We start from the raw sequence: 22,400 nt of genomic DNA, 5'->3' as shown, positions 1-22,400 counted from the left end.
AGCGAGAACAAAATTTAACCCCCAAAGGTCAACAGCCCCTAGCTCAGGAATGCGAATATTGGCGCGAATCTCGGCTTGGAAGTCGCTACTTGCCTGTAACTGCGCGCTTTTTGTTCTATGTTAAACATTGAAGTCAAGCGAGGGTAAGACAGTGGGACAGAATATTAATAAAACCTCGTTTAGCGCCAGCGATCATGAGCAATTCGCCAAGCAGCTAAAGTCAGAATTGGACCAACTCGAAGGGTTACTGGAAACGCCGGGTTGGGGAATAGGGAAATGCACCTTAGGTGCCGAATTGGAGCTTTATCTCACCGACAAACATCATCGACCCGCGCACTACAATCTCGATATTCTCGACAAAGCCTCAGATCCTCTCATGACGGCTGAAATCAATCGCTTTAATGTGGAATACAATTGCCCCTATACCGAATTTAGTGGCGCGCCTTTCACCTTCCTCAAGCAAAAAATGGACGAACGACTGCAATCGCTGCAGGCTATCGCACAAGCAGACGGTATAGATGTCACGCCGATTGGGATATTGCCCACACTGAAAGATGGCGACTTCGGACTGGCGTCTATGACGGACTCTCCCCGTTATCACGCTCTGACTGATATCCTTTGCGAATCCCGCGGTGGGCCATTCCATATCCGTATTCATGGCGCAGAAAGCCTGGAAGTGGATGCTGATGATCTCACGCTGGAAGGTGCCAATACGTCTTTTCAGGTGCATTATCGTGTCAAACCTGATGAGTTTGCCCAGTGGTATAACGGTATTCAAATCGCCACGATTTTCACCTTGGCAATGGCCGCGAATTCCCCCGTCTTCTTACAGAAAAAACTCTGGCATGAAACCCGGGTACCGCTGTTTAAGCAGTCCATAGACAGCCGCAATCTTTGTGGTATGAACTGGCACACGCCTGCACGGGTATCCTTCGGTAAAGGCTATGTGCGAAAAAGCGCACTGGAACTGTTCAGACAAGGAGTCAGTCTTCAGCCTGTACTTTTGCCTGATCTGCCCGAATCTAATTGTAAGGAAGGCTGTGGCCCAAGGCTTGACGCGCTGCGCCTCCACCAGAGCACGATTTGGAGCTGGAATCGTGCAGTGTATGACGATGCAGACGGTGGACATCTTCGTATTGAACTCAGAAGTTTGCCCGCCGGGCCAACCACCATTGACATGGTAGCGAACGCAGCGCTTTGCATTGGTTTGGCACATGCGCTTCAACGTGACCTGGACAGGCTGATGGACAGGCTACCTTTTGAATTTGCCAAGTATAATTTCTATCGAGCAGCTCAATATGGTGTGAATGCCAACATTCTTTGGGAATCAGAAAACGGCACGTTGCAAGAATACCCACTGGTGGATGTGTTGGATAAGTTGTTACCACGCGTTGCCGATTCGTTGGTTGAACTGGGCATTTCCAGGGTAGAGGCTGACATGTTGATGGTGGTGATAGAGCACCGTTTGGCAAAACGTCAGAACGGAGCGAGTTGGCAGCTTTCGACTCTGGTTGAGCTGGAAAGAAAGTACGGCCGTGAAGTCGCCCTGAACAAGATGTTCGCCCTGTATCAAAAGCAATATTTATCAGGCGCACCAGTTTCACACTGGCCGATTTTATGATGCAGTGGGTGCTAGTGTTAACAGACCCTAAGAATTTCACAAGGAGTGTAAGAAAGTCATGATGCTGCATGATGTTAGCTGGCCTAACGATGAAGATTTACGACGCGGATTGGTTGCCTGGTTGGATACGCTGCCGGGAGCCAGTTGGCTGACGTTGCCGGGCCGGGATCCTGAACGACATCGTGTGGTGGTGACATTACTTCACGGCAATGAACCTTCCGGAGCCAAGGCACTCTGGCATTTTGCCCAGAATTCTCCTGACTGTGCAGTGACTACGCATTTTTGTTTGGCCAATGTGAAAGCTGCGCTCTACGACAAGCCTTTTACCACCCGACATTTCGCTGATAAACCGGACATGAATCGCTGCTTTGGGAAAACAGGCGAGGATGACAGCTTTGGCATCGCGGCTGAAATCATGGCACGTATCGCTAAGTTAAAACCTGAAGCGGTTGTCGACCTCCACAACACCTCCGGCACCAGTCCTTCATTCTCTGTCTCTATCATTGATGATGAAAAACACCAGCAGATTGCCTCACTGTTTACTGAGCGAATGCTTTGCACCAGTGTTCGTTTGGGCGCGCTGATGGAGCAAACCACTGACGAGTCACCTATCGTTACCGTCGAATGTGGAGGCGCTGCCGATCATGCCGCCCATGAAGTGGCAAAGAATGGGCTTCATCATTTCCTGACGGCCGACAATATCTTCGCCAATCATTCTGGCTTCTGGCCACTGGACTTGCTTTACCACCCTGTGCGAGTGCAATTGAAACAAGGGTTGGAACTTTGCTATCACGACCGGAAGGTCGAGGATGCAGACCTGACCCTTCCACCTGATATTGACCGCCATAACTTCGGTTGGATGGCGGCAGATAGCATGATTGGGTGGCTCGGAGAGAAAGGACTGGATGGCATGACGACCAATGATGGCGAAGGTGGACATCCTATCGATGCACTTTTCTATGAACATGATGGTGAGCTTCGTTTAAAACATGCCTCCAAGCTTTTCATGATCACCACCAAACATCACATTGCCCTATCAGACTGCCTGTTTTATATGGTGGTTGACTAAACTCGCTAACATTTTGTTTCGTTGAATAATTTTATTTTCAATAAGGTGTCATGCATAATTAATACACATTGCCAGGCTGAAATGGCATAATGGATTTTATGGGATTGAATGCAATTCCATGCACAGTGTCTTGATCTGTATTCATTGGTTGTTCCGCATAAAATATTGCCGTCAAGGCGCTGTCAGGAAATTGAAAGTTTTCCGTATGGTGTCTTGGAAAATAATTTTTTCTAATTTATGCATTACTAATGTTGTAAAGAATTCCCTACTTGTCCTTTTAATTTATTGTATTAAAAGGAAATAATTTTAGTTCCTCTGAATTGTATACATCCTTTCTACAACCATTCCTTTCTTTGTATATGGGGATTATTTAGTCTTTAAGTCCTATTTTTTTATTAAAGAATGATTTCCCCTAGATCCTTTACCATAAAATCTATAAGGTCTATCTCATAATAATGAAATGCTAAAAGTTCAGATTTTTTAGACTTAGACAAAGGTTCAAACGCTTAGTATTTTGCAGTAAGGGATTAGGGCTAATAATGCTTTTGGATCAAAAAGAAGTTTTAGCACTGTTGCGCTGTCCGCGTAGTGGCGCTGAGCTTGATAAATTGGACGATCAAAACGCCAAGGTGGCGTCAAGCACGGGGGACATACACTACGAAGTAGTGGGAGGTTACCCGATTTTGTTGTGTTCTGAACGCTGCAAAGGATTGGGATGGCAATTGTCATCTGATGCTTCCGCTGTACCACGACACACCTATTCTGGTGCAATGAAGGTGATGAAGCGCCTGGTTTCGCCACCTTCCGGTGTGACGAAGAAGAATGTCGACACGCTAATATCCACACTGTTTGAGTTACGCAGAAAGCCACGCGTGTTGATAATAGGGGGAGGTACTATTGGTGAAGGCATGGAACGCTTCTATGAAGACGAGAATATCGAATTAGTTTCTTTTGATGTTTACGCGTCTCCAAACGTTCAATTTGTGGCTGATGCTCATTGTATTCCCTTGGGCGACAACAGTTTCGACGCTGTAATCATCCAGGCCGTGCTAGAGCATGTTATGGATCCGGGAATGGTTGTCTCTGAAATCCATCGCGTACTGAAACCCAATGGTCTGGTGTATGCGGAAACCCCCTTTTTACAGCATGTCCATGAAGGCCCCTACGATTTCATGCGTTTTACCGAAAGTGGGCACCGTTTGTTATTCCGTCAGTTCAGCTTGGTTAAGTCAGGAGTCTGTTCCGGGGCAGGTACGCAGCTATTGTGGGCGCTTGAAGGCTTCTTCAGTGGACTTTTCCGCTCGCACTGGGCGGGGAAAGCAATCAAGCTTTCGCTGTTTTGGGTGATGTTGTTCGATCGTTTGATCCCTGAAAAATACAATGTAGATGCAGCTAATGGCGTGTTTTTTCTTGGTTCCAAGTCGGAACGTTCAATTGGTAATGCGGAGATAGTGGCTCATTACAAAGGGGCTCAGTAAAAATTGGCCCCAAAAAGAAAGCGCTTTCATTTTGTGTCGATATTGTAAAGTGTGCAGTAGCTCAGCTTTAAAGAACAAATTTGGGCTTGCTGTTTTCTGATTCCTATTCCGTCTCGTTTCCAAAGCATATTCCTCGAAATACCACCGATAGAATCGATGAAGACTTAACTTGCGTTGGGTTTCTATCCCATGGATTGCAGTTGGAGAAGGAAGTATGAAGTCGTATCTGTTGGGCGTCAGCGTTGCACTACTTTTGGCAGGATGTGGAGGTGGAAGTGGAAGTGGTGGAAGTGATAGTAATAACTCAGGGAGTGGCGGTGAGCAGGAAATTGATGGTGGAGGTGGGAATACCGAGTTACCTGAATCACCAATTTTACCTGCACCTGGCGATCCGATAGAAGAAACACCAAGCCCAACAAACTCTTCTGCTTGTTTTAACGAAGATCTCTATATTGTTGGTGTTACTGTTGTTACTGAAGAAGAGGTGTACTTGGATGGTACACAGCTAGAAAATTATTCAGAAACGACTGAAGTCATTCAAATTACCTCTTACCGAGGTTATACAGATGTAATTGAAGAAAAAATAACATCTGGCGAAGGCAATATAAGTTCGCTTTACATCACGGCTGATACGGTTGCGAAAACAATAACGACACTTGGCCAAATATTGGATGAAGACGAAATTACTTATCATCCGAGTGGTTTACCACTCGATTATGATATTAATCTGGGTGAAAAGAAAACTTACCCTACAGTCACCGAGCAGACTAACGGTGTTGTGACAAACACTGGAGAATATTCCTATGAGTTTGTCAGAACTGAAAGTGTGACTGTACCTGCTGGCACGTTTGATACCTGTGTGATGGAACTGGTTTTTGATGGGGTATCTTCTGATGGGTTTAGTTCAAATACCGTGGTTACCCAATATGTAGGTGTTGGGAATGGTATGACCATAAAAGAGGACTTCGTTACGGTGACAGGCGATGGGGAGACTTTTACTGGCTCTGATGTACTGGTTTCCGCCACCATCAACGGCAATCCAATCTAATCAAAAAAGGCCGGATTCAATCCGGCCTTTTCTCATCTTATCGTTTTACACACACGAAGATGGCGTTGCCTGACGTGGTGTTCCACATCTCCAGCTTTTCGTAGTCGTGTTCAAACACAGTGACTTCGAAGTATGGATCAAGTAATTCTTTAAGCTCGTTGAAGCTCACGGCGACCATTGGGTGGTCGTCATGCCATTCCTCGGTCACCTTGTCCGTGGTCTTTTCGATACTGAGTTTCAGTGCTTGTCTGTCGCCTTCACCGGAATAGAACCAGCCGGATTTGAAAGCAAACTCACTGCCTTCGTGCTGAACAATATGGCGCACGAAAGAGTTGTTGTTGATCAGGTTCTTCTCAACGGCGTTAAAACAGAACACACCACCAGGCTTAAGTGCTGCGTGAGCACTGCGAATACAAGCGCTGAGGTTTTCGATATTGCCACTGTAATGGATCGAATAAAGAAAACAGGTGATGAGGTCATACGGCGCATCTACCACAAACTCACACATATTCTGCAGCGAGAATTGTGCTTCCGGACAGCGCAGTTTCGCTTGATCCAGCATAGGCTGGTTCAGATCAAGGCCATCGCTTGAGAAGCCGGTATCGATAAAATAACGAATGTGCGGACCTGTACCACACGCCAGATCCAGATGACGTTTCCCTTGGTTACCAAACAGTTGATGAAGCCTGCGCACACAGTCACTTTGAGACTGATAGTTAATGTCTGCGCACATCAGATCGTAATAACCCGAGAGATCTGTATACAGCGCATTTGATGATGGAGTAATCACGTAAAACACACCGAAATGAAAAAGGTGGCGCATCGTACATCGGTTTTCATTTTGGTGCGATATAAATCACATCATGAATTTATGCTGAAGCTGGAAAGAAAAAACGCCAGCAATGGCTGGCGTTTTATGAGAAGTGCTTTCAGTTAGCTCTGTAGAATCAATAGCGGCAGTGCCAACATCTCGTCGCCTTTGGTGGCGAAGTAGATAATCACGCCGACCAAAGCGGCAACCGTTGAGAAATACCACACGGTACTGAAGATTTGGCCGTAACGGCTCAGCGGCAACAGATGCGAGTGATGACGGTATTTCCATTCGAAAACAATTTCTGCACTGCCAATCAGCAATAGGAAGCCAAGCAGGGCCAAGCCGAATGCGTAACTGACATATACCCCCACCGCCGCACCGGCAATACAGGCTACCAAGCCTGCAACGCTGTTCATCGAAAAGCTGATGCTTTTGAGGATGTGTCCGCCATCAAGGGGCAGAATTGGCAACAGGTTGAACAGGTTTAATAGCGCATTAAAGGTCGCGAGACCGGCAAAGAACACATTCCCTGTTACCCAATAAGCCACGAGCGCCGCCAAAGACATAAACAGGCCGAAGGTTGGCCCCATGATGGAAATCACCACATCCTGCCAGCGCGTATTTATCTTTTCATCCGAAAGCGCCAATCCGCCCATAAACGGGATAAGGTAAATGCCTTTGGTTTTCATGCCAAAGTATTTCATAGCACGGATGTGGCCGTATTCATGTACTACTAGGCAAGCAATCAAGGCCAAGGCGAATTGCCAGGAGAACAGCCAGGAATAGGCTGCGACACTCGCACCCGCGAGAACCACTTTGATGACCTTGGCACTCTTAAAGAGTTTTAAACCCAGTGACGCCAAACCGATCAGGCTGAATTTCTGTTTGGCTTGGGGTTTCACTTCCGGCTGTTGGCGCTCCACGTCTTTTTCGTTGCGCGAGCCAGACTCCACCACTTCTCCGTCTACCGCGACTTTGTAGTCGATGTTGAACGGCTGCCAACTGAGGCTGGAGGAGACATCGACGGTAATGATTTGGTCGTTGGCCGTCAGTTGGAAAGTGTGGACTTTCTCGCTGTCGTTATCAGCGCTTGCGGCGAGTTGAGAAACGAGTTGGTTGTCCCAGTAAAGTGCTTGCCAGCCCGCCAGCGATCCTTCAAGACGCAGAGGCTTACCGAGACAGGTGATGTTGAATAGTTCCAAAGTGTTAGTGCTTCATCAGAAAACGTTGGCGCTAATGTACCAGCATTAGCGCCGGATTTCTCTAGGTAGGGAGATTGGTTAATGAAGGTGCTACGATGATTTTGCGCGGGGCGGAATCACTTTTCTCCAACTGCTCAATCAAGCGTTTTGCGGCTTGTCGACCAATCTCTTTGGCATCTGAATTCACAAACACGATGGGCGGCTCGGTGAGTTCCGCATCTTGAACGGCATCAAAACCTACGATGGAGATTTCTTTATTGAAAATGGTGTCGTTTCCGACGTTTCTGCCAAGTCGGTGAACACCCTGTACGGCACCGACTGCGGTTGACGAATAATGGCAAAGCACCGCACTGATTTGCGGATGGCTGGCAAGCAATGCTTCGACTGCTTTTGCGGCGGGTGCCTGACCGGGTTCGCATTCCACCACCCATTCCGGTTTAAACGGCAAACCAAACTGCATCAGCGTGCTGCAATAGCCGCCCACGCGTTCAGCGCGACAAAGTGAACTGCTTTTCCCACCGACGTAAGCAATGCGACGATGACCTTGTTCAATCAGGTATTCCGTCGCCATTTTCGCTGCACTGGCATTATCCGGCCCGACGTAATCAATCTGATGATTGACCGATGCGCGGGAGATACACACCAACGGCAAGTTGTGCGCTTTGAGCACATCCGCATCAACCTGCTGGTTTTCATTGGTCGGGCAGAAGGCAATGCCGCCCACACCCTGACGTGCCATGGTCAGCATGCACTGTTCAAATTTTTCAGCATCACCGCTTTGTGCCAGAAACACCATGTAGCCTTGTTTTTCCGTTTCTTCGCAAAGCCCGGCAGCGACTTGTGCGTAGTAAGGGTCACTGATGTCTTTCAGGATCAGGCCAACAATTTCGCTGCTGTTAGAGCGAAGGTTAGCGGCAGCGCGGTTTCGGACATAGCCAAGTTCAGTCACGGCTTTGTTGACCTTCTCCGCCGTATCCGGAGAGATACGCCCTTTGTTGCCCAATACCATTGAGACCGTGGTGACTGAGACGCCTGCGTGCTCAGCGACATCCGTGATCGTCACTTTCTTCAAGTGAATTCCTTATTTGATACTTAATAACCAGACGACGTGAAAATGCAGGATTCAGCGAGCATCTTCAGGTCGTTTGAATATGGGTTAGCGTGACATTAGTAAAACGTTTTACCAAGAAAGGATACTGCCAAATTCCCATTATTTAAACCTGATCAAATTTGTGGATTAAGCATCGATGCACAGATCACAAATGTTTTGATAAAACGTTTTACCAAAATTTTGTTTCCCTAATATGAGCGGCGAAAACACATAGTCCCGTGTGTGGGGCAGACAACCGATTCATGCTTTGGTTGAGGACTCCACACCAGTCATATGCTCATAATTCGGAGAGTTGTAATGACGAAGAAAGCCACCAAAACCACCATGTGGGAATTCCTCCAAAGTCTTGGTAAAACCTTTATGTTGCCTGTCGCGCTGTTGGCGTTCTCAGGTATTTTGCTCGGTGTGGGTAGCTCGCTGTCGAGTAATGCCATCCGCGAAGCGATTCCTTTCTTAGATAACACCCTGCTTCAATACCTGTTTATGTGGATGACCAAGATTGGCTTGGTGGCATTCATCTATCTGCCAGTGATGTTCGCGATTGCGATTCCGCTGGGTCTGGCACGCGAAGAGAAAGGTGTCGCAGCCTTTGCAGGTTTCGTGGGTTATGCCGCGTTTAACCTGGCGATCAACTTCTTCCTGACCGTGAACGGCGTGCTGGGTGACGAGCTGGAACGCAAAGCCTATGGTGTGAAGAGCATTATCGGCATTGAATCTATCGACACCGGTATTCTGGGTGCTGTGATGGTGGGTATCATCGTCGCCAAACTCCACCAGCGTTTCTACACCTTCAAGATGCCGGATGCACTGGCGTTCTTCGGTGGCGCACGTTTCGTTCCCATCATTTCAGCAATCACGCTGGGTGTCGTGGGTGTATTGATCCCATTCGTATGGCCTTACTTTGCGGCAGGCATCAACGGTATCGGTAACCTGATTGCAGGTGCTGGCGCGTTCGGTCCGTTCCTGTTTGGTACTGGTGAGCGTCTGCTGCTGCCTGTTGGTCTTCACCACATTCTGGTTGCACTGATCCGCTTTACTGAAGCGGGTGGCACCATGGAAGTGTGTGGTCAGACAGTCTCTGGCGCGCTGAACATTTTCTACTCTGAACTGGCGTGTGCAGACACCAACGGCTTCAGCCCTGAAGTGACCGCATTCCTGTCTCAAGGCAAGATGCCAGCATTCCTAGGTGGTCTGCCGGGTGCGGCACTGGCGATGTACCACTGTGCGAAACCTGAAAACCGCAGCAAGATTAAAGCGCTGCTGATCTCTGGTGTGGTGGCGTGTGTGGTCGGCGGTATCACAGAGCCTCTGGAATTCCTGTTCCTGTTCGTGGCACCGGCTCTGTATTTCATCCACGCTATCCTGACTGGCCTTGGCTTCATGGTAATGGGCCTGCTGGATGTGACTATCGGTAACACCGACGGCAACATCATCGACTTCCTGGTGTTTGGTGTTCTGCAAGGCACAGCAACCAAGTGGTATCTGGTTCCGGTCGTGGCAGGTGCATGGTTTGCGGTTTACTACACCGTGTTCAAGTTCGCGATTACCAAGTTCAACCTGAAAACCCCAGGCCGTGAAGTGGATACCGCAGAAGTAGACTCAGAGCTGGAAGCGGCTTTCATCAACGAATCTGGTAAAGGTGCAGCGATTCTGGCAGCGCTGGGCGGTAAAGATAACATCACCGCACTGGATAACTGTATTACCCGTTTGCGTCTGTCTGTCGACAACATGGATCTGGTGGATGCAGACAAGCTGAAATCATACGGTGCGCTGGGTGTGGTTAAGTTGGACGCTCACAACCTGCAAGTCGTGATTGGTACTCAGGTTCACCTAGTGAAAAATGAAATGCAGGCACTGATGACCGCAACAGCAAGTTAATCTGTTATCCCCCTAAACCCCCGCAACGCAATAAGTCGGGGGTTTTCCTGTTGTTGTAGAAGATGAAAAACGACAAGAAGGCACACATGACATTTAATTTTGACACCCCAATTGACCGCATGGGCACCTACTGCACTCAATGGGACTATGTGCAGGACAGATTCGGCAAAGCAGGGCTGCTGCCATTCACGATTTCAGACATGGACTTCGCTGCGCCAGCACCTGTGATGGAAGCCTTGAAAGCGCGCTTGGAACATCCGGTTTTGGGCTATTCGCGCTGGAATCACGATGACTTTAAAGGCGCGATTGAAAGCTGGTATCAACGCCGCTTCGATGTGCAAATCGACAAAGACACCATCGTTTACGGCCCCTCAGTGATTTACATCATCGCCAAGCTGATTGAAAAGTGGAGCCATGCAGGTGATGGCGTGGTATTCCAAACGCCCGCTTACGATGCGTTCGACAAGTTGGTGGAAGGGGCAGGGCGTCGCTGTGTGCGAAACCCGCTCATCAAAACAGCATCCGGCTGGGAAATAGACTGGAACTTGCTGGAAACGCAATTGGCAGAAGCTGACACCACGATTTTCCTGCTGTGCAGTCCACACAACCCAACCGGCCGTGTTTGGCAAAAAGAGGAATTACAGCGCATCGCTGAGCTTTGCGATGAGCATGATGTGGCGCTGATCTCCGATGAAATCCATATGGATGTGGCCTTCAAAGCGCATACTCCTTGGACAGGCTTTGGCATGACGCAGCGTTGGGCGCTGGTGACCTCAGCGTCCAAGTCTTTCAACATTCCGGCATTGAATGGCGCTTACGCTTTCATTGCTGAAGAAAAAGCGCGCAATGATTACCTGTTCAAATTGAAAGAAGTGGATGGGCTGTCATCGCCTTCTATTCTCGGCGTGATAGGGATGATGGCCGCCTACAATCACGGTGAAGAGTGGCTCAACGCATTGAATGCTTATGTGCGTGATAGTCACGGGATTGTGCGTGACACACTCAGCGTGTTCCCAGAACTCAACTACGTGGTGCCTGATGCGACGTATTTGGCGTGGATTGATTTGTCGCCTCTAAACCTTGATATGCAGAAGTTACAAAGTGATCTGATTGAACACTTCAATGTCGCCATTATGGATGGCAGTGTTTATGGGGAGTCGGGCAAAGGGTATGTCCGCCTGAATCTGGGCTGTCCGCGCTCGAAAGTGGAAGCGGGATTGAAAGCGTTGATTGAGGCAATAAAGCGTCAGCGACCTTAAAAAAAAGCGCCACAATCTGTGGCGCAAATCTCGTAGAGATAAGGAGAAAATCGGAAGTAGATGCTTTTCGAAGAGCCTTGATTATTCCCTTTCTGCCTGTATAACCTCAATCACTCAAAATTTTAATGATGCAAAAAAGCGTCATAGAGAAAGCCTGAATATTTAGTGAAGATTCCTGTTGGGGATGGTGGACATCCCTTTCCCTCAGCAGGAATTCTTCTCATAACAATAAGCAGGCTCTATGAACTATCGGCGAACAAAGCTATTTACTTCATTGATGATGGGCGCGCTGGCTTCGGGATCTGTTCTGGCAGAAACCGTAGACTTGAAACAACTTCACCAACTCGCTCTTTCCAACGACCCCCTACTTTCCCAGGTTAATGCCCAGGCGAACATGGCAAACGAAAGCATTGATCTGGCTTTTGCAAACCTGTTGCCTCAAATCCACGCTTACTTTAATGCGGCCCACTTACATGACCATCGAAGTGTTGATGCGACGATTGGCGGCTCAGGAAACAGCGTGGGTGTTGGCGCAAAGTTAACTCAGGCAATTTATACACCGGCGGCCAAGCTCAGCGTTGATATTGCCAAGCAGGATGCCTCCAAAGTTGCGCTCTTAGTTGAGAAAGCAGAGTCTTCGCTGGTGCTGAGAACATCTACAGCTTACTTCGATGTGCTGCGCGCCAGTGATGCGCTTTCTGTTGCGGAAGCCAACCTGAACACCATCGAAGAAATGAATAAACAAACCACGATGCGTGTTGAACTGGGCCTTGCCAGCGAGTTGGACCACTGGGAAGCGCAGGCAAAATATGACATGGCCAATGCGAACATCATTCAAACCCGTGCCATGTATGAAAACAGCCTTGATGCTCTTTATACGTTAACGGGAAAGCAGTTCTCCGGGGTGTATCCGATTGATAATGCGCTCTTCTCTCCTCAGCAGCCAGCCAACGAAAACCTGCAGCAGTGGCAGCAAAAAGCCCAAACACAGAACCATGACCTGCGCATGGCGACTCAGGCCATCGACATTGCCAAACAACAGATAGAACTGGCGCAAAGTGGCCATAAGCCAACCGTTGTGTTGTTTGGTGGTGTGAATCAAGAACTGCTCATGGATATTACCCATTTGGGTGGCAACAAAATTGAAGATGGCAAGCTGGACAATCTCACTGAGGTGGAAGTCGGTATTGCTGCGAATCTGCCGCTATACACAGGCGGTCGCACCTCGGCTCAGGTGGATATAGCAAAAGAAGGCTTAGTACTGGCGCAGAGTGTCCAGGAACAAACCTTCAGGAGTGTAACAGAGCAAATCAATCAGGCTGAGCGCTTTGCGACCGCTTCCTTGCATGCACTGAAAGCTCATCAACAAAGCCTGATTTCTGCTGAAGCTGCCCTTAAAGCCATCGAAAAAGGGCATGAAGTTGGTACACGCACCATGACCGAAGTGTTGGATGCCAATACCCTCTATTTCCAAGCCCAAAACCAAGTCAATCAAGCGAAGTATAACTTCATCATCAACAGCCTAATGCTCAAGTTCGTGGCAGGTGAGTTAGCTGTCGATGATATCCATGGCTTAAACGCCAGCCTCAAGCGCGAATTACAAAGTTAGGAGTGATTAAGACGATGAAAATGAATAAAAATCTTCTGCTTGCCAGCCTGTTGTTTCCCGGTTTAGCGCTGGCACAAGGTGTACAGGTTGATGCGATGACGACAGAGCACGCACAATTTACACCAACCCAATCTTATGTTGCCAAGCTTGAAGCGGCTGAACACGCCAAGTTGATGACACGCATTTCGGGTTATTTGATGAAGCAACACTTCAGTGACGGTGCCTGGGTAAACGAAGGGGACGTGTTGTTTGAAATTGACCCTGTTCCGTATCAGCAAGCATTGGCGATAGCAGAAGCCAACCTCGAAAAAGCCAAAGCAGCACTGGCCCGCGTTGAGCTGTCGCACAAGCGTGTGAAAGCATTGCAGGACAATGGCGGCGCAACGCAGTCAAACCTTGATGACTCAACGGCTGAGCTAACAGTCTCCTTAGCGAATGTAGCGGTAGCGGAAGCGGCAGCAAACAAAGCGCGGGATGATCTCTCTTACACTAAAATCCGTGCCCCTTACGATGGCCGTTTGGGTCGCAGTAACTTCTCCCGCGGCGACATGATCACTCCAGCATCCGGGCCGATCACTGATATTGTCAAAATTCATCCTATCACGGCGACCTTTTCAGTAAGTCATGATGAGTATCAACAGCAGAAGGCAAAACATCAGGGGCCCGTTTCATTTTTGCTTGAGGAAACTGGTCAGCAGGGTGGCTTGAAGTTTGTTGATAACAAAATCAACCCTGCCAGTGGCACGATCAAAGTGGCAGCGAAGTTCGATAACGAGGACCTTGCCCTCTTCCCGAATCAGGTTGTTCGCGTTTCTTTGAATAATGCATCTTCTTTCGATGGTGTTTGGATCCCTCAAGCTTCAGTTCAACAAGCGCTGACCGAACAGTTCGTATATGTCGTCAATGACGGCAAGGCAGAGCGCCGCGCGATTGAAGTGCTGGAGCGTCAAGGCACCAATGTGTTTGTCAGCAATGGTATTGAAGCGGGTGAGCGGGTGATCACCGCAGGTTTGTTGCGCGTGCGTCCTGATGTACCTGTGGTTGTGAGCGAGGAGTAAGGTGACCGCCTATGCTGAGTAAGTTTTTTATTAGCAGACCCAAGTTTGCTTTTGTTATCTCGATTGTCATGATGCTGGTGGGGCTTATCTCCATCAAGACCATGCCGGTGTCGGAATACCCAGATATTACGCCACCTATGATCAACGTGATCGCGGTTTACCCTGGCGCGAGTGCCGAGACCATTGAAGAAGTGGTGGCTAAACCCATCGAAGCCGAGATTAATGGCGTCGATAACATGCTCTACATGAGCGGTCGCGCGGCGAACGATGGCACCTATATGCTCCAGGTGACGTTCGAAATTGGCACTGATCTCGATCAGGCGCAGGTCATGGTGCAAAACCGGGTAGCAACGGCTTCCCGCAGCTTGCCGGATATCGTTAACCAGTTTGGTGTGCGTGTGAACAAAGCGGCCCCGGACTTCTTAATGGCTGTAGCGGTTAGTTCACCCAACGGGACGTTTGATGAGACCTTCCTGAACAACTGGACGGAAATCAACCTGATTGATGAACTGACCCGTATCGGAGGCGTATCTGAAGCTGTGCTTCTTGGGCCGACCTACGGTATGCGTATTTGGTTGGATGTCGACAAAATGGCGGCGCTGAACGTCACCACCAATGAAGTTCGCCTTGCCCTTCGTGACCAGAATTTGCAAATGCCGGTTGGCGCGGTTGGCGCAGGCCCGCACCTTGATGACACGCAAAAGCAAATCCCGTTGCTGACCAAAGGCCGTTTCAATGAAATTCACGAGTTCGCCAATATTATGGTGAAAACGGCTCCTGACGGTTCCAATATCTACCTCAACGATCTCGCAGAGATTGAGCTGGGTGATGCGCATTACAACGCGGCGACTTTCTACAACAAGGCCGAATCGGCGCTGATGTATATCACGCTGGCGCCGGGTGCCAATGCGTTGGAAACCGGTGAACAGGTGAAAGCCTTATTGGAAAGCACTGACTACCCTTACGACGTGCAGTACAACCTGCCGTTTGATATGACCACATTTGTCGAAGATTCCATCTCAGACATCGTTGAAACTCTGGTGATTGCAGTGGTTCTGGTGGTGATCGTCACCTTCATCTTTCTTGGTGATTGGCGTGCAACCATCGTACCTATAGCGGCGATTCCTGTTTCTCTGGTGGGTTCATTCTTCTTCATGGATCTGTTGGGTTTCACCATCAATACCATCACACTGTTTGGCCTGATTCTGGCGATTGGTATTGTGGTTGATAACGCAATTCTGGTTATCGAAAATGTTGAACGAATTCTTCGTGAGAACAAGGATCTGACGCCAACTGAAGCCACATTGAAGTCGATGGAAGAAGTGACGGGTCCAATCGTTGCCTCTACGCTGGTCATGCTGGCAGTCTTCCTGCCTGTTTCTATGCTGCCAGGGATCACAGGTCAGATGTTTGCGCAGTTTGGTTTGACCATCTGCATCGCACTGGTGATTTCAGGCATTAATGCACTTACCCTGTCTCCAGCGCTCTGTGCCATCTTTATGCGTCGCGTGGAGAAGCAACCCGCTTGGTTCATCGCGTTCAACCGAGGCTTCGACCGCATTACAGCGGCTTACGGCAAGATGGTGACCTTGGTTGTCCGCAAAGCGGTTGTGTTGTTCGCGGTGTTTGGTGGCACCTTAGCAGCAATGGTGATGTTGGGAAGCTCAATTCCTACAGCGTTTGTTGAAAGGGAAGACAAGGGCAACATGCTGGCAGTCGCGACCTTACCGGACGGCGCATCCCGCGCCAGAACGCAAGCCTTTGTCGATGACCTGCAAGAGATCATGCTGGCTGATCCTGCCGTTCAGGAAGTGGGCGGAGCAACAGGCTTTGCGGCACTGTCTATGTCCTTCCAGCCGAATTCAGCGACCTTCTTTGTGAACCTGAAATCGTGGGAAGAGCGCAAAGCACTTGATGGTCAGAACGATGTGAACGCTGTAGCAGCGCGTCTGAACATGAAGATGGCCTCACTCAAGGAAGGCATGGCGATGGCAATTGCGCCACCGGCAATTCCGGGTGTAGGGCAGGGTGAAAACCTGGAGTTCATGCTGCAAGACCGAGCTGGCGGTACGAAAGCGGATCTGGCAGCTGCGACATTCCAATTGATGATGGCAGCAAACCAAGCGCCAGAGTTGCAGGGTGTATTCTCGCTATTCCGCGCTAACGTTCCTCATTACTACATTGATATCGACCGTGAAAAAGCGCGTCAGTACGGTATTCCTGTTTCGGTGATCAACGAAACACTGATGACTTACTTGGCGGGCTCACGCGTGAACGATTTCTCGATGTTTGGCCGCACCTACTACACCTTCTTGCAGGCGAAAACGGAGCAAAGGGCAGATGTAGAGGATATCTCACGTATCCATGTTCGCTCTGCGGCAGGAGAGATGATTCCATTGTCAGCACTGGCAACACTGGAGCCAAAGCTGGATGCGGATGTCACCAATACCTACAACATGCTTTCTGCGACCAAGATGTTCGTGGGCGTTGCGCCGGGATACTCATCCGGTCAGGCAATCGCAGCCATGGAGCGTGTGGCAAATGAAGTACTGCCCGAAGGCTACAGCTATGAGTGGACTTCTATGGCACTTCAGGAAAAAACGGCAGGGAATACCATCGCCATTGCATTGGTGGCGGCATTGGTCTTTATCTACCTGTTTTTGGTGGCGCAGTATGAATCATGGGCATTGCCTGTGGTGATCATCATTACCGCACCGATGGCTGCGGTGGGAACCATGGTCGGTTTGTACCTGGCAGGTATGCCAATCACCCTTTACGCACAGATTGGTCTGGTACTTTTGATATCCATGGCGGCAAGAAACTCCATCCTTATCGTTGAATTTGCGAAACTGAAGCGTGAGAGCGAAGGCAAGGACATCGAAACGGCAGCCATTCTCGGCGGAACCATGCGTTTCCGTGCCGTGAACATGACGTCCTGGTCATTCATTCTGGGTGTATTGCCAATGGCTCTGGCATCAGGCGCTGGTGCAGTGGCTCAGAACAACATGGGTATCGCTTTGCTGGGCGGCATCCTATGTATTCTGGCTTTGGGTACCATCATCACGCCGGGGTTCTACGCCATCTTCCAGCGAATGAGGGAGAAGTTGAAAAAGGCGCCTCAAATAGCAGCTACGGTTTAAAAAATACTAGAAAAAATGCCGGGTTAATCCCCGGCATTTTTTATTCTAACCCTCCGACTTTCCCCAAAAGTGTTTCCACCAATAGCTAAAAAAAATAATGGTCGAAAAACACGTCATTTCGGCGTTTTTCTCCCGTTGATAGAGTTAACTCAACCTTAAAAACCTCCCCGAATATTTTCGGGAAGTGAACACAATCCAATGAGGTTGAAATGAATAAACGGTTGCTTTTACCACTATTAGTCGCGGGATGTTCTGCCACTGCAATGGCTCAGAATATTGATCCTTCTGACCTGACCAATGTTTACACCCAAACCGCTCTTCTTGTGGGAGGGGATTCCACGTTAAAGCCAGTCACTATGGTCAGTGGCGGGTATGACAATGGGCACAAATTTGCGTTTTTGGGTGAAGCGACGTTTGGCGCGAAAGGGGAAGACGCAGATAACAAGTTCGGCCTGAATTACCGCGACTCCCGTGCGCAGTACTTCCATGTTCTAGATGCAAACAACCGTTTTATTCCTTCCTTTGGAGTGTCGCTTGATTACATTCATCAAAAAACTGATTCAGTCACCACCAACCTGGCTGCGGTTGGGACTGTGGTGGGTGTTAATCCTTTGTATACACCAGGCTTTATGGTTTTTCCTATTGCTGCCTATGTAGATGGGGACATCAAATTTTCTGGCCACAAAGCACAGGTGGATGGTGCCAGCATTGCACTGGCAGCGACACACCAAATTGGTGACACAGGGGCTTTTATCCTGTTCTGGCCAGAATACCAAAAGCTCACGGGTGATGGTCTTACCCTGACCAAAGCCAGTGCAAAGTTGTCTGTGAATGCCCCAATCACAACGAACCGAAGGTTATGGGTCAACACCCGCCTTGACTATGGTCAGTCTGAAATTAAAGCCAATGATCTTGCCGCCATTAAATCTGATGACTCTCAGGTTTATATGGGCCTTCGTTACTTCTTCTAATTAGGTTTGAATACAATGACAAATATTAATAAGAAAATCTTGATCCCTTTTGCGCTATTTCCTGCGTTGGCATTTGCTGACGGTATTCAAGAAAATCCTGAACAAGACATTATCGAGGTTGAAGAAATACAACTGGCAGAAGTACCCCCATCAAAAACTTTTGTCACTGGGCGTCTTCAATACAATATCAGTGATATCGCATTAAGAAGCGGCACATCTTTCGGTAGTGATAGTGTTGCGATACCTGATGGTAAAACGGTGGGTTGGTTAGATGCCCGATTGGGTGCGCAGACTTACCAGCCCATTGACCATGATCTGACCGCTTTTGGCATTATGGAATTCGATATCAGTTCGAATGAAGCCATGGTGGGGATGGATAACAAGAAAAATGAGCTGATGCCGCGCTATGTATTTGCAGGTATAGATTCAAAAGAGTACGGAAAGGTATCTGTTGGTCGTGTTGGTTCTGGCTTATTGGAACTGGTGAACCTGACAGACTTTTTTGCTTTTAATGGCGGTGGTGAAACCATTGCATCGCGCGCTTCAATGATAGACAAGAGCGCGTCGGGTGTGACCCGTCAGGACAACACTATCGAGTACGGGCATAAGATTGGTGGACTGACCTTCTCTACCGGTTACATCATGGACTCTGGCGTGTTCAGTGATACTGGAGTTGATAAAGGGTTCAATGGTGCAGCGAGCTACAACTTTACACTGTCTGAACTCAGTCATCTGAAGCCAGTGGTTGCTTTCCAGAAAACCTATGCAGCGGATCGTGCGGACAATGATGCCGATAGCTATACCTTCTGGGGTGTGGGTGCGGAGTACTATTATGCTGACTTTGGTGCGTCCTTTATCTATTCAGAAGATAAGCTTGATGGGACGTTGCAAGATACGGGCACCAACAAAGGTTTGGAAACCATGGTGCGTTGGACAGGGTTCGATAAGCTGGATCTTCGCGCGGGCTATTTCATGCAGAAAAATGATGTGTATGGCGACAAGATGATTAATGACATCGTGCTTGATGCTCACTACTTCCTATCACCGAAAATGCGCTTGATTGGTGAATACAGCTTTAGAAATGCGAACGAATTTGTAGGAAATGGAGGCCACTACTATGCGACTTCCGAAAACAAACAAGAAGACTTCTTCTACCTCGCCTTCCGATTGAACTTCTAAACGAAAAAAGCCACCTCGGTGGCTTTTTCTTTCTATTCCAAATCAGTCAATGCTGATGAACATGGCAGTCAATGACTTTTCGAACTCTGCCTTTTTTTGCTCTTGCTGTTCATCATCGGTGTACCCGAGATTTTCCAGCGCTTTCTGGTAAAGCTTATTTGAACGGACGTGATATTCGTCGATCAGTGCCTGACCCTGTTCAGTGACGGCGACGCGTTTTTTCACCCGTGCAGAATCTTCATCAATCTGCTCGATGGTAACCATTTCATCTGTCACTAACTTTTTCACCGAAGCATTGATTCGGGAAGTGTTCAGTCTCATCGCTTTGGCCAGCTCATACTGCGTGCATCCGTCAGGGTTGAAACTGATGTGCTGCAACACGAAAAACTCGTTGAGTGACACCTTGCCTGGGTAAACCGCCAACACAATGTCTTTAAGCTCAAGAATGACGCGATACATCTTGTATGCATTACTGATGTTCATGGTGTTCCTTACTTGTCACTATCGCCGAGATGATATCAAAGTTATTGAGTGCCATGTGATTTCAAGGTCAAAGATGCAATCAGTGCCATAGTCGAACGCTGACTTTTTAGATACCTCGGATTCTTTATGACTGAAAATTAGAGCGATTTTCAAAAAACGCCAGATCTTTAGAATTGAAACAAATCGTTAAAGCTCTTATGCAGGTATCCAATGAATAAAAATAAACTGTTCAAACTACTACCAATAGCGGCAATTCTGGCGACGGCGGGTTGTACAAAAAATAACGAAGTAGCAGGGCCTGAAGCCGTGATTTACACCAATGGCGACATCCTGACCATGAACAAAGCGGCACCTAACGCAGAAGCGGTTGTGGTGGTTGGTGAAGATATTGTCGCAGTGGGTAGCCTGTCTGAGCTTCAAAAAACGTGGAACAACCACACCATTTTTGACCTTGAAGGCAAGACACTGATGCCTGGTTTGGTAGAAACCCATCACCACATCATGATGGAAGCGGCGATGATGGACTTCCTCGATATGAGCTATCAGGCTGAGCCTGATTTCGACAAGATGATGGAAATCTTCGCGGCGGGCCAGCCTCTTGCGGAAGACAACGCATTTATGCCGGGCTGGGTGATTGGCCTTGGTTGGGATGCAGGTAAACACGGCCGTGTTCCAACGTTGGAAGAGCGTGATGCACTGTTCCCAGACACGCCAGTGTTTGTCGCCATGCAAGGTCACGGTGGCTGGTACAACAGCAAAGGCATGGAACTTAAAGGCATTACTAAAGATAAAGAGCCACCACGTGACAGTGCCTATGTGAAAGATGAAAACGGTGAATTGACAGGAGAAATCAGCGGTCTGTATGCCGTACTGGAAGCGATTGGCAGCTATCCGGGACCACGTTTAGACACCGCAGTAAAAGCAACCCACAAAGCGGCATCACAAGGCTTTACCACGGTTTCTGATATTGGTGCCGATAACGTTGATAACCTGAAAGTTCTGTCTGAAGCGTCTTTGGATGAAAACTTTAATGTCCGTGTCGCTGTTGGCGTAACCAATGCAGATGGCTATCTGGATATCCTGAGCAACCGCGCGGATTTCGAAACTGACAAGGTTTGGATCAGCCAGACCAAGATGTGGCTGGATGGCGCAGTACACGGCGGCAACATTTACACGGATCTGGAATACCAGAACGATGCCTACAAGCACAACAAACTGGCGCCTTGGGGCACGCAGGAAATGTTTAACGATGTGGCATGGAACTCTGTGCTGAACGGTGTGAACTACTCATTCCATGCGAATGGCAATCTCAGTCTCGAAATGGGTCTAAACGCGGTGGAATATGCACGTGAGCGTGCAAAAGCTGAAGGCATTGATGACACCAACTTCAAGGGTCAGGCGATTCACCTGTCTATCTCAACGCCAGAGCAATATACACGCATGGCTGAGCTGGGTGTAGACCCGACCTTTATTATCGGCCATACCTACTGGGCGGGCGGTCAAATCATGAACCAGTACTTCCTGAAGCATGCTCAGGAATACATGTTCCGTGTTAACACAGCGTTTGAAGCGGGTTTGCCAGTCAGCCTCCACAATGATGCGCCTGTAACGCCGGCATTGCCTTGGTTGGGCATTGAAACATCGGTGACCCGAGTGACAGAAGACGGGAATTTACTCAACCCTTCTGAAGCGATCACGGTTCAGCAGGCACTGGAAGCTTATACTATCAACGGAGCTATTCAGTTTGGTGTAGACGACATGACAGGTTCGTTGGAACCAGGTAAGCGTGCTGACATGATTGTTATCGACCGCAACCCGCTGAAAGTAGAACCAGATACAATTCGTGATACTCAAGTCGAAACCACCATCTTCGAAGGCCGAGTGGTTTACGAAAGAAGTTAAGTAACAAGTGACACGAAATAAATAATCCACATGAACGGCCTGCAAACAAGCGGGCCTTTCGTTTTTAGCAGAGGCAAGAAAAATGACCGCAAGATTGTTGTTTATCATCCTAGTTGGCGTTTTCATCACAGGTTGCTCTGGTCCTAAATACACAGCGACGCCAATCAGCGAAGCGAATCAAAGCACCGAGGTTACCATCGTAGAGCACCCAGCGACCCGCAGTGTGTTTCTCGATAACATGCTGACGTGGTGCATGGATGAAGGCAAAAAGTGCAAAGTGGCGAAACCCAATACCACGCCTGATCCAAGTGAACTGACCCTGACATATATCTCCCGCTGGAGTTGGGATATCCGAACCTTTGTTGCTGATGCGAAAATCAAAGCCTACAAGAATGATGCCCAAGTGGGAGAAGTAGAATTTAAAGCGCCGAACCACGCTACATTCTCTAAGTATGGTGATGACAACAAACGTATTCAGGCCATGATGGATATATTGTTTGGGCGAATAACCGTTTCTGAAGCGCAACAGAAGTTGAGCGCCGGAGAGTACTGAAGAAAAAGCCCGCAATTGCGGGCTT

The 22,400-nt window shown here is 48.6% G+C and carries 17 protein-coding genes; 13 read left to right on the top strand and 4 right to left on the bottom strand.

Annotated features, from left to right (window positions below; genetic code table 11):
- The first annotated feature begins 151 nt into the window (after positions 1 to 151).
- From RN22_RS19330 to RN22_RS19315, 4 genes are all read left to right on the top strand, one after another.
- Positions 152 to 1,621, top strand: coding sequence for a glutamate--cysteine ligase (locus RN22_RS19330; RefSeq protein ID WP_046306833.1), 1,470 nt, complete (start codon positions 152 to 154; stop codon positions 1,619 to 1,621).
- A gap of 58 nt (positions 1,622 to 1,679) precedes the next feature.
- Positions 1,680 to 2,690, top strand: coding sequence for a succinylglutamate desuccinylase/aspartoacylase family protein (locus RN22_RS19325; RefSeq protein ID WP_046306831.1), 1,011 nt, complete (start codon positions 1,680 to 1,682; stop codon positions 2,688 to 2,690).
- 539 nt (positions 2,691 to 3,229) lie between these two features.
- Entirely contained in the window at positions 3,230 to 4,168 is a 939-nt protein-coding gene (locus RN22_RS19320; RefSeq protein WP_046306828.1) for a class I SAM-dependent methyltransferase, read from the top strand.
- 214 nt (positions 4,169 to 4,382) lie between these two features.
- Positions 4,383 to 5,216, top strand: a complete 834-nt coding sequence (locus RN22_RS19315; protein ID WP_046306826.1) for a hypothetical protein — start codon at positions 4,383 to 4,385, stop codon at positions 5,214 to 5,216.
- Between the two features lie 37 nt (positions 5,217 to 5,253).
- On the opposite strand, the gene RN22_RS19310 is transcribed toward RN22_RS19315, so the two are convergent.
- The 3 genes from RN22_RS19310 to malI all read right to left on the bottom strand — a co-directional run bounded on the left by RN22_RS19310 (position 5,254) and on the right by malI (position 8,310).
- Complete coding sequence (locus RN22_RS19310; RefSeq protein ID WP_156168234.1) at positions 5,254 to 6,039, bottom strand: class I SAM-dependent methyltransferase; 786 nt, start codon at positions 6,037 to 6,039, stop codon at positions 5,254 to 5,256.
- A 110-nt stretch (positions 6,040 to 6,149) separates the two neighbouring features.
- The gene (locus tag RN22_RS19305; RefSeq protein ID WP_046306824.1) at positions 6,150 to 7,232 is read right to left on the bottom strand and encodes a site-2 protease family protein; all 1,083 of its coding nucleotides are present in this window, start codon (positions 7,230 to 7,232) and stop codon (positions 6,150 to 6,152) included.
- A gap of 61 nt (positions 7,233 to 7,293) precedes the next feature.
- Positions 7,294 to 8,310 (bottom strand): Mal regulon transcriptional regulator MalI, encoded by a 1,017-nt coding sequence (gene malI / locus RN22_RS19300; protein ID WP_046306820.1) that lies wholly within the window; start codon positions 8,308 to 8,310, stop codon positions 7,294 to 7,296.
- A gap of 330 nt (positions 8,311 to 8,640) precedes the next feature.
- Here malI and malX point away from each other — a divergent pair, with 330 nt between their 5' ends.
- The 7 genes from malX to RN22_RS19265 all read left to right on the top strand — a co-directional run bounded on the left by malX (position 8,641) and on the right by RN22_RS19265 (position 19,437).
- Positions 8,641 to 10,221, top strand: a complete 1,581-nt coding sequence (malX, locus tag RN22_RS19295) for a maltose/glucose-specific PTS transporter subunit IIBC (RefSeq protein WP_046306818.1) — start codon at positions 8,641 to 8,643, stop codon at positions 10,219 to 10,221.
- Positions 10,222 to 10,307: 86 nt separating this feature from the next.
- Complete coding sequence (locus RN22_RS19290; protein ID WP_046306816.1) at positions 10,308 to 11,480, top strand: MalY/PatB family protein; 1,173 nt, start codon at positions 10,308 to 10,310, stop codon at positions 11,478 to 11,480.
- Between the two features lie 241 nt (positions 11,481 to 11,721).
- Positions 11,722 to 13,089, top strand: a complete 1,368-nt coding sequence (locus tag RN22_RS19285) for a TolC family outer membrane protein (protein ID WP_082111441.1) — start codon at positions 11,722 to 11,724, stop codon at positions 13,087 to 13,089.
- Between the two features lie 14 nt (positions 13,090 to 13,103).
- Positions 13,104 to 14,147, top strand: a complete 1,044-nt coding sequence (locus RN22_RS19280) for an efflux RND transporter periplasmic adaptor subunit (protein ID WP_052737571.1) — start codon at positions 13,104 to 13,106, stop codon at positions 14,145 to 14,147.
- Between the two features lie 11 nt (positions 14,148 to 14,158).
- Positions 14,159 to 17,287, top strand: a complete 3,129-nt coding sequence (locus RN22_RS19275; protein WP_046306811.1) for an efflux RND transporter permease subunit — start codon at positions 14,159 to 14,161, stop codon at positions 17,285 to 17,287.
- A gap of 209 nt (positions 17,288 to 17,496) precedes the next feature.
- Positions 17,497 to 18,258 carry a hypothetical protein gene (locus RN22_RS19270; protein WP_046306810.1) on the top strand — a complete coding sequence of 254 codons (762 nt, stop codon included), beginning with the start codon at positions 17,497 to 17,499 and terminating at the stop codon, positions 18,256 to 18,258.
- 15 nt (positions 18,259 to 18,273) lie between these two features.
- The gene (locus RN22_RS19265) at positions 18,274 to 19,437 is read left to right on the top strand and encodes a porin (RefSeq protein ID WP_046306808.1); all 1,164 of its coding nucleotides are present in this window, start codon (positions 18,274 to 18,276) and stop codon (positions 19,435 to 19,437) included.
- A 42-nt stretch (positions 19,438 to 19,479) separates the two neighbouring features.
- Here the strand turns inward: RN22_RS19265 and RN22_RS19260 are convergent, their stop codons facing one another.
- Entirely contained in the window at positions 19,480 to 19,920 is a 441-nt protein-coding gene (locus RN22_RS19260; protein ID WP_046306806.1) for a MarR family winged helix-turn-helix transcriptional regulator, read from the bottom strand.
- A 210-nt stretch (positions 19,921 to 20,130) separates the two neighbouring features.
- Here RN22_RS19260 and RN22_RS19255 point away from each other — a divergent pair, with 210 nt between their 5' ends.
- Together RN22_RS19255 and RN22_RS19250 are read left to right on the top strand one after the other, a co-directional pair.
- The gene (locus tag RN22_RS19255; protein ID WP_046306804.1) at positions 20,131 to 21,822 is read left to right on the top strand and encodes an amidohydrolase; all 1,692 of its coding nucleotides are present in this window, start codon (positions 20,131 to 20,133) and stop codon (positions 21,820 to 21,822) included.
- Between the two features lie 82 nt (positions 21,823 to 21,904).
- Positions 21,905 to 22,375: an Sbal_3080 family lipoprotein gene (locus RN22_RS19250; RefSeq protein ID WP_046306802.1), complete on the top strand. Its 471-nt coding sequence runs from the start codon at positions 21,905 to 21,907 to the stop codon at positions 22,373 to 22,375.
- Positions 22,376 to 22,400: the final 25 nt, after the last annotated feature.

The sequence above is a fragment of the Grimontia sp. AD028 genome (assembly GCF_000973155.1).
GTDB lineage: Bacteria > Pseudomonadota > Gammaproteobacteria > Enterobacterales > Vibrionaceae > Enterovibrio > Enterovibrio indicus.
This window is presented reverse-complemented; position numbering and strand designations above follow the sequence as displayed.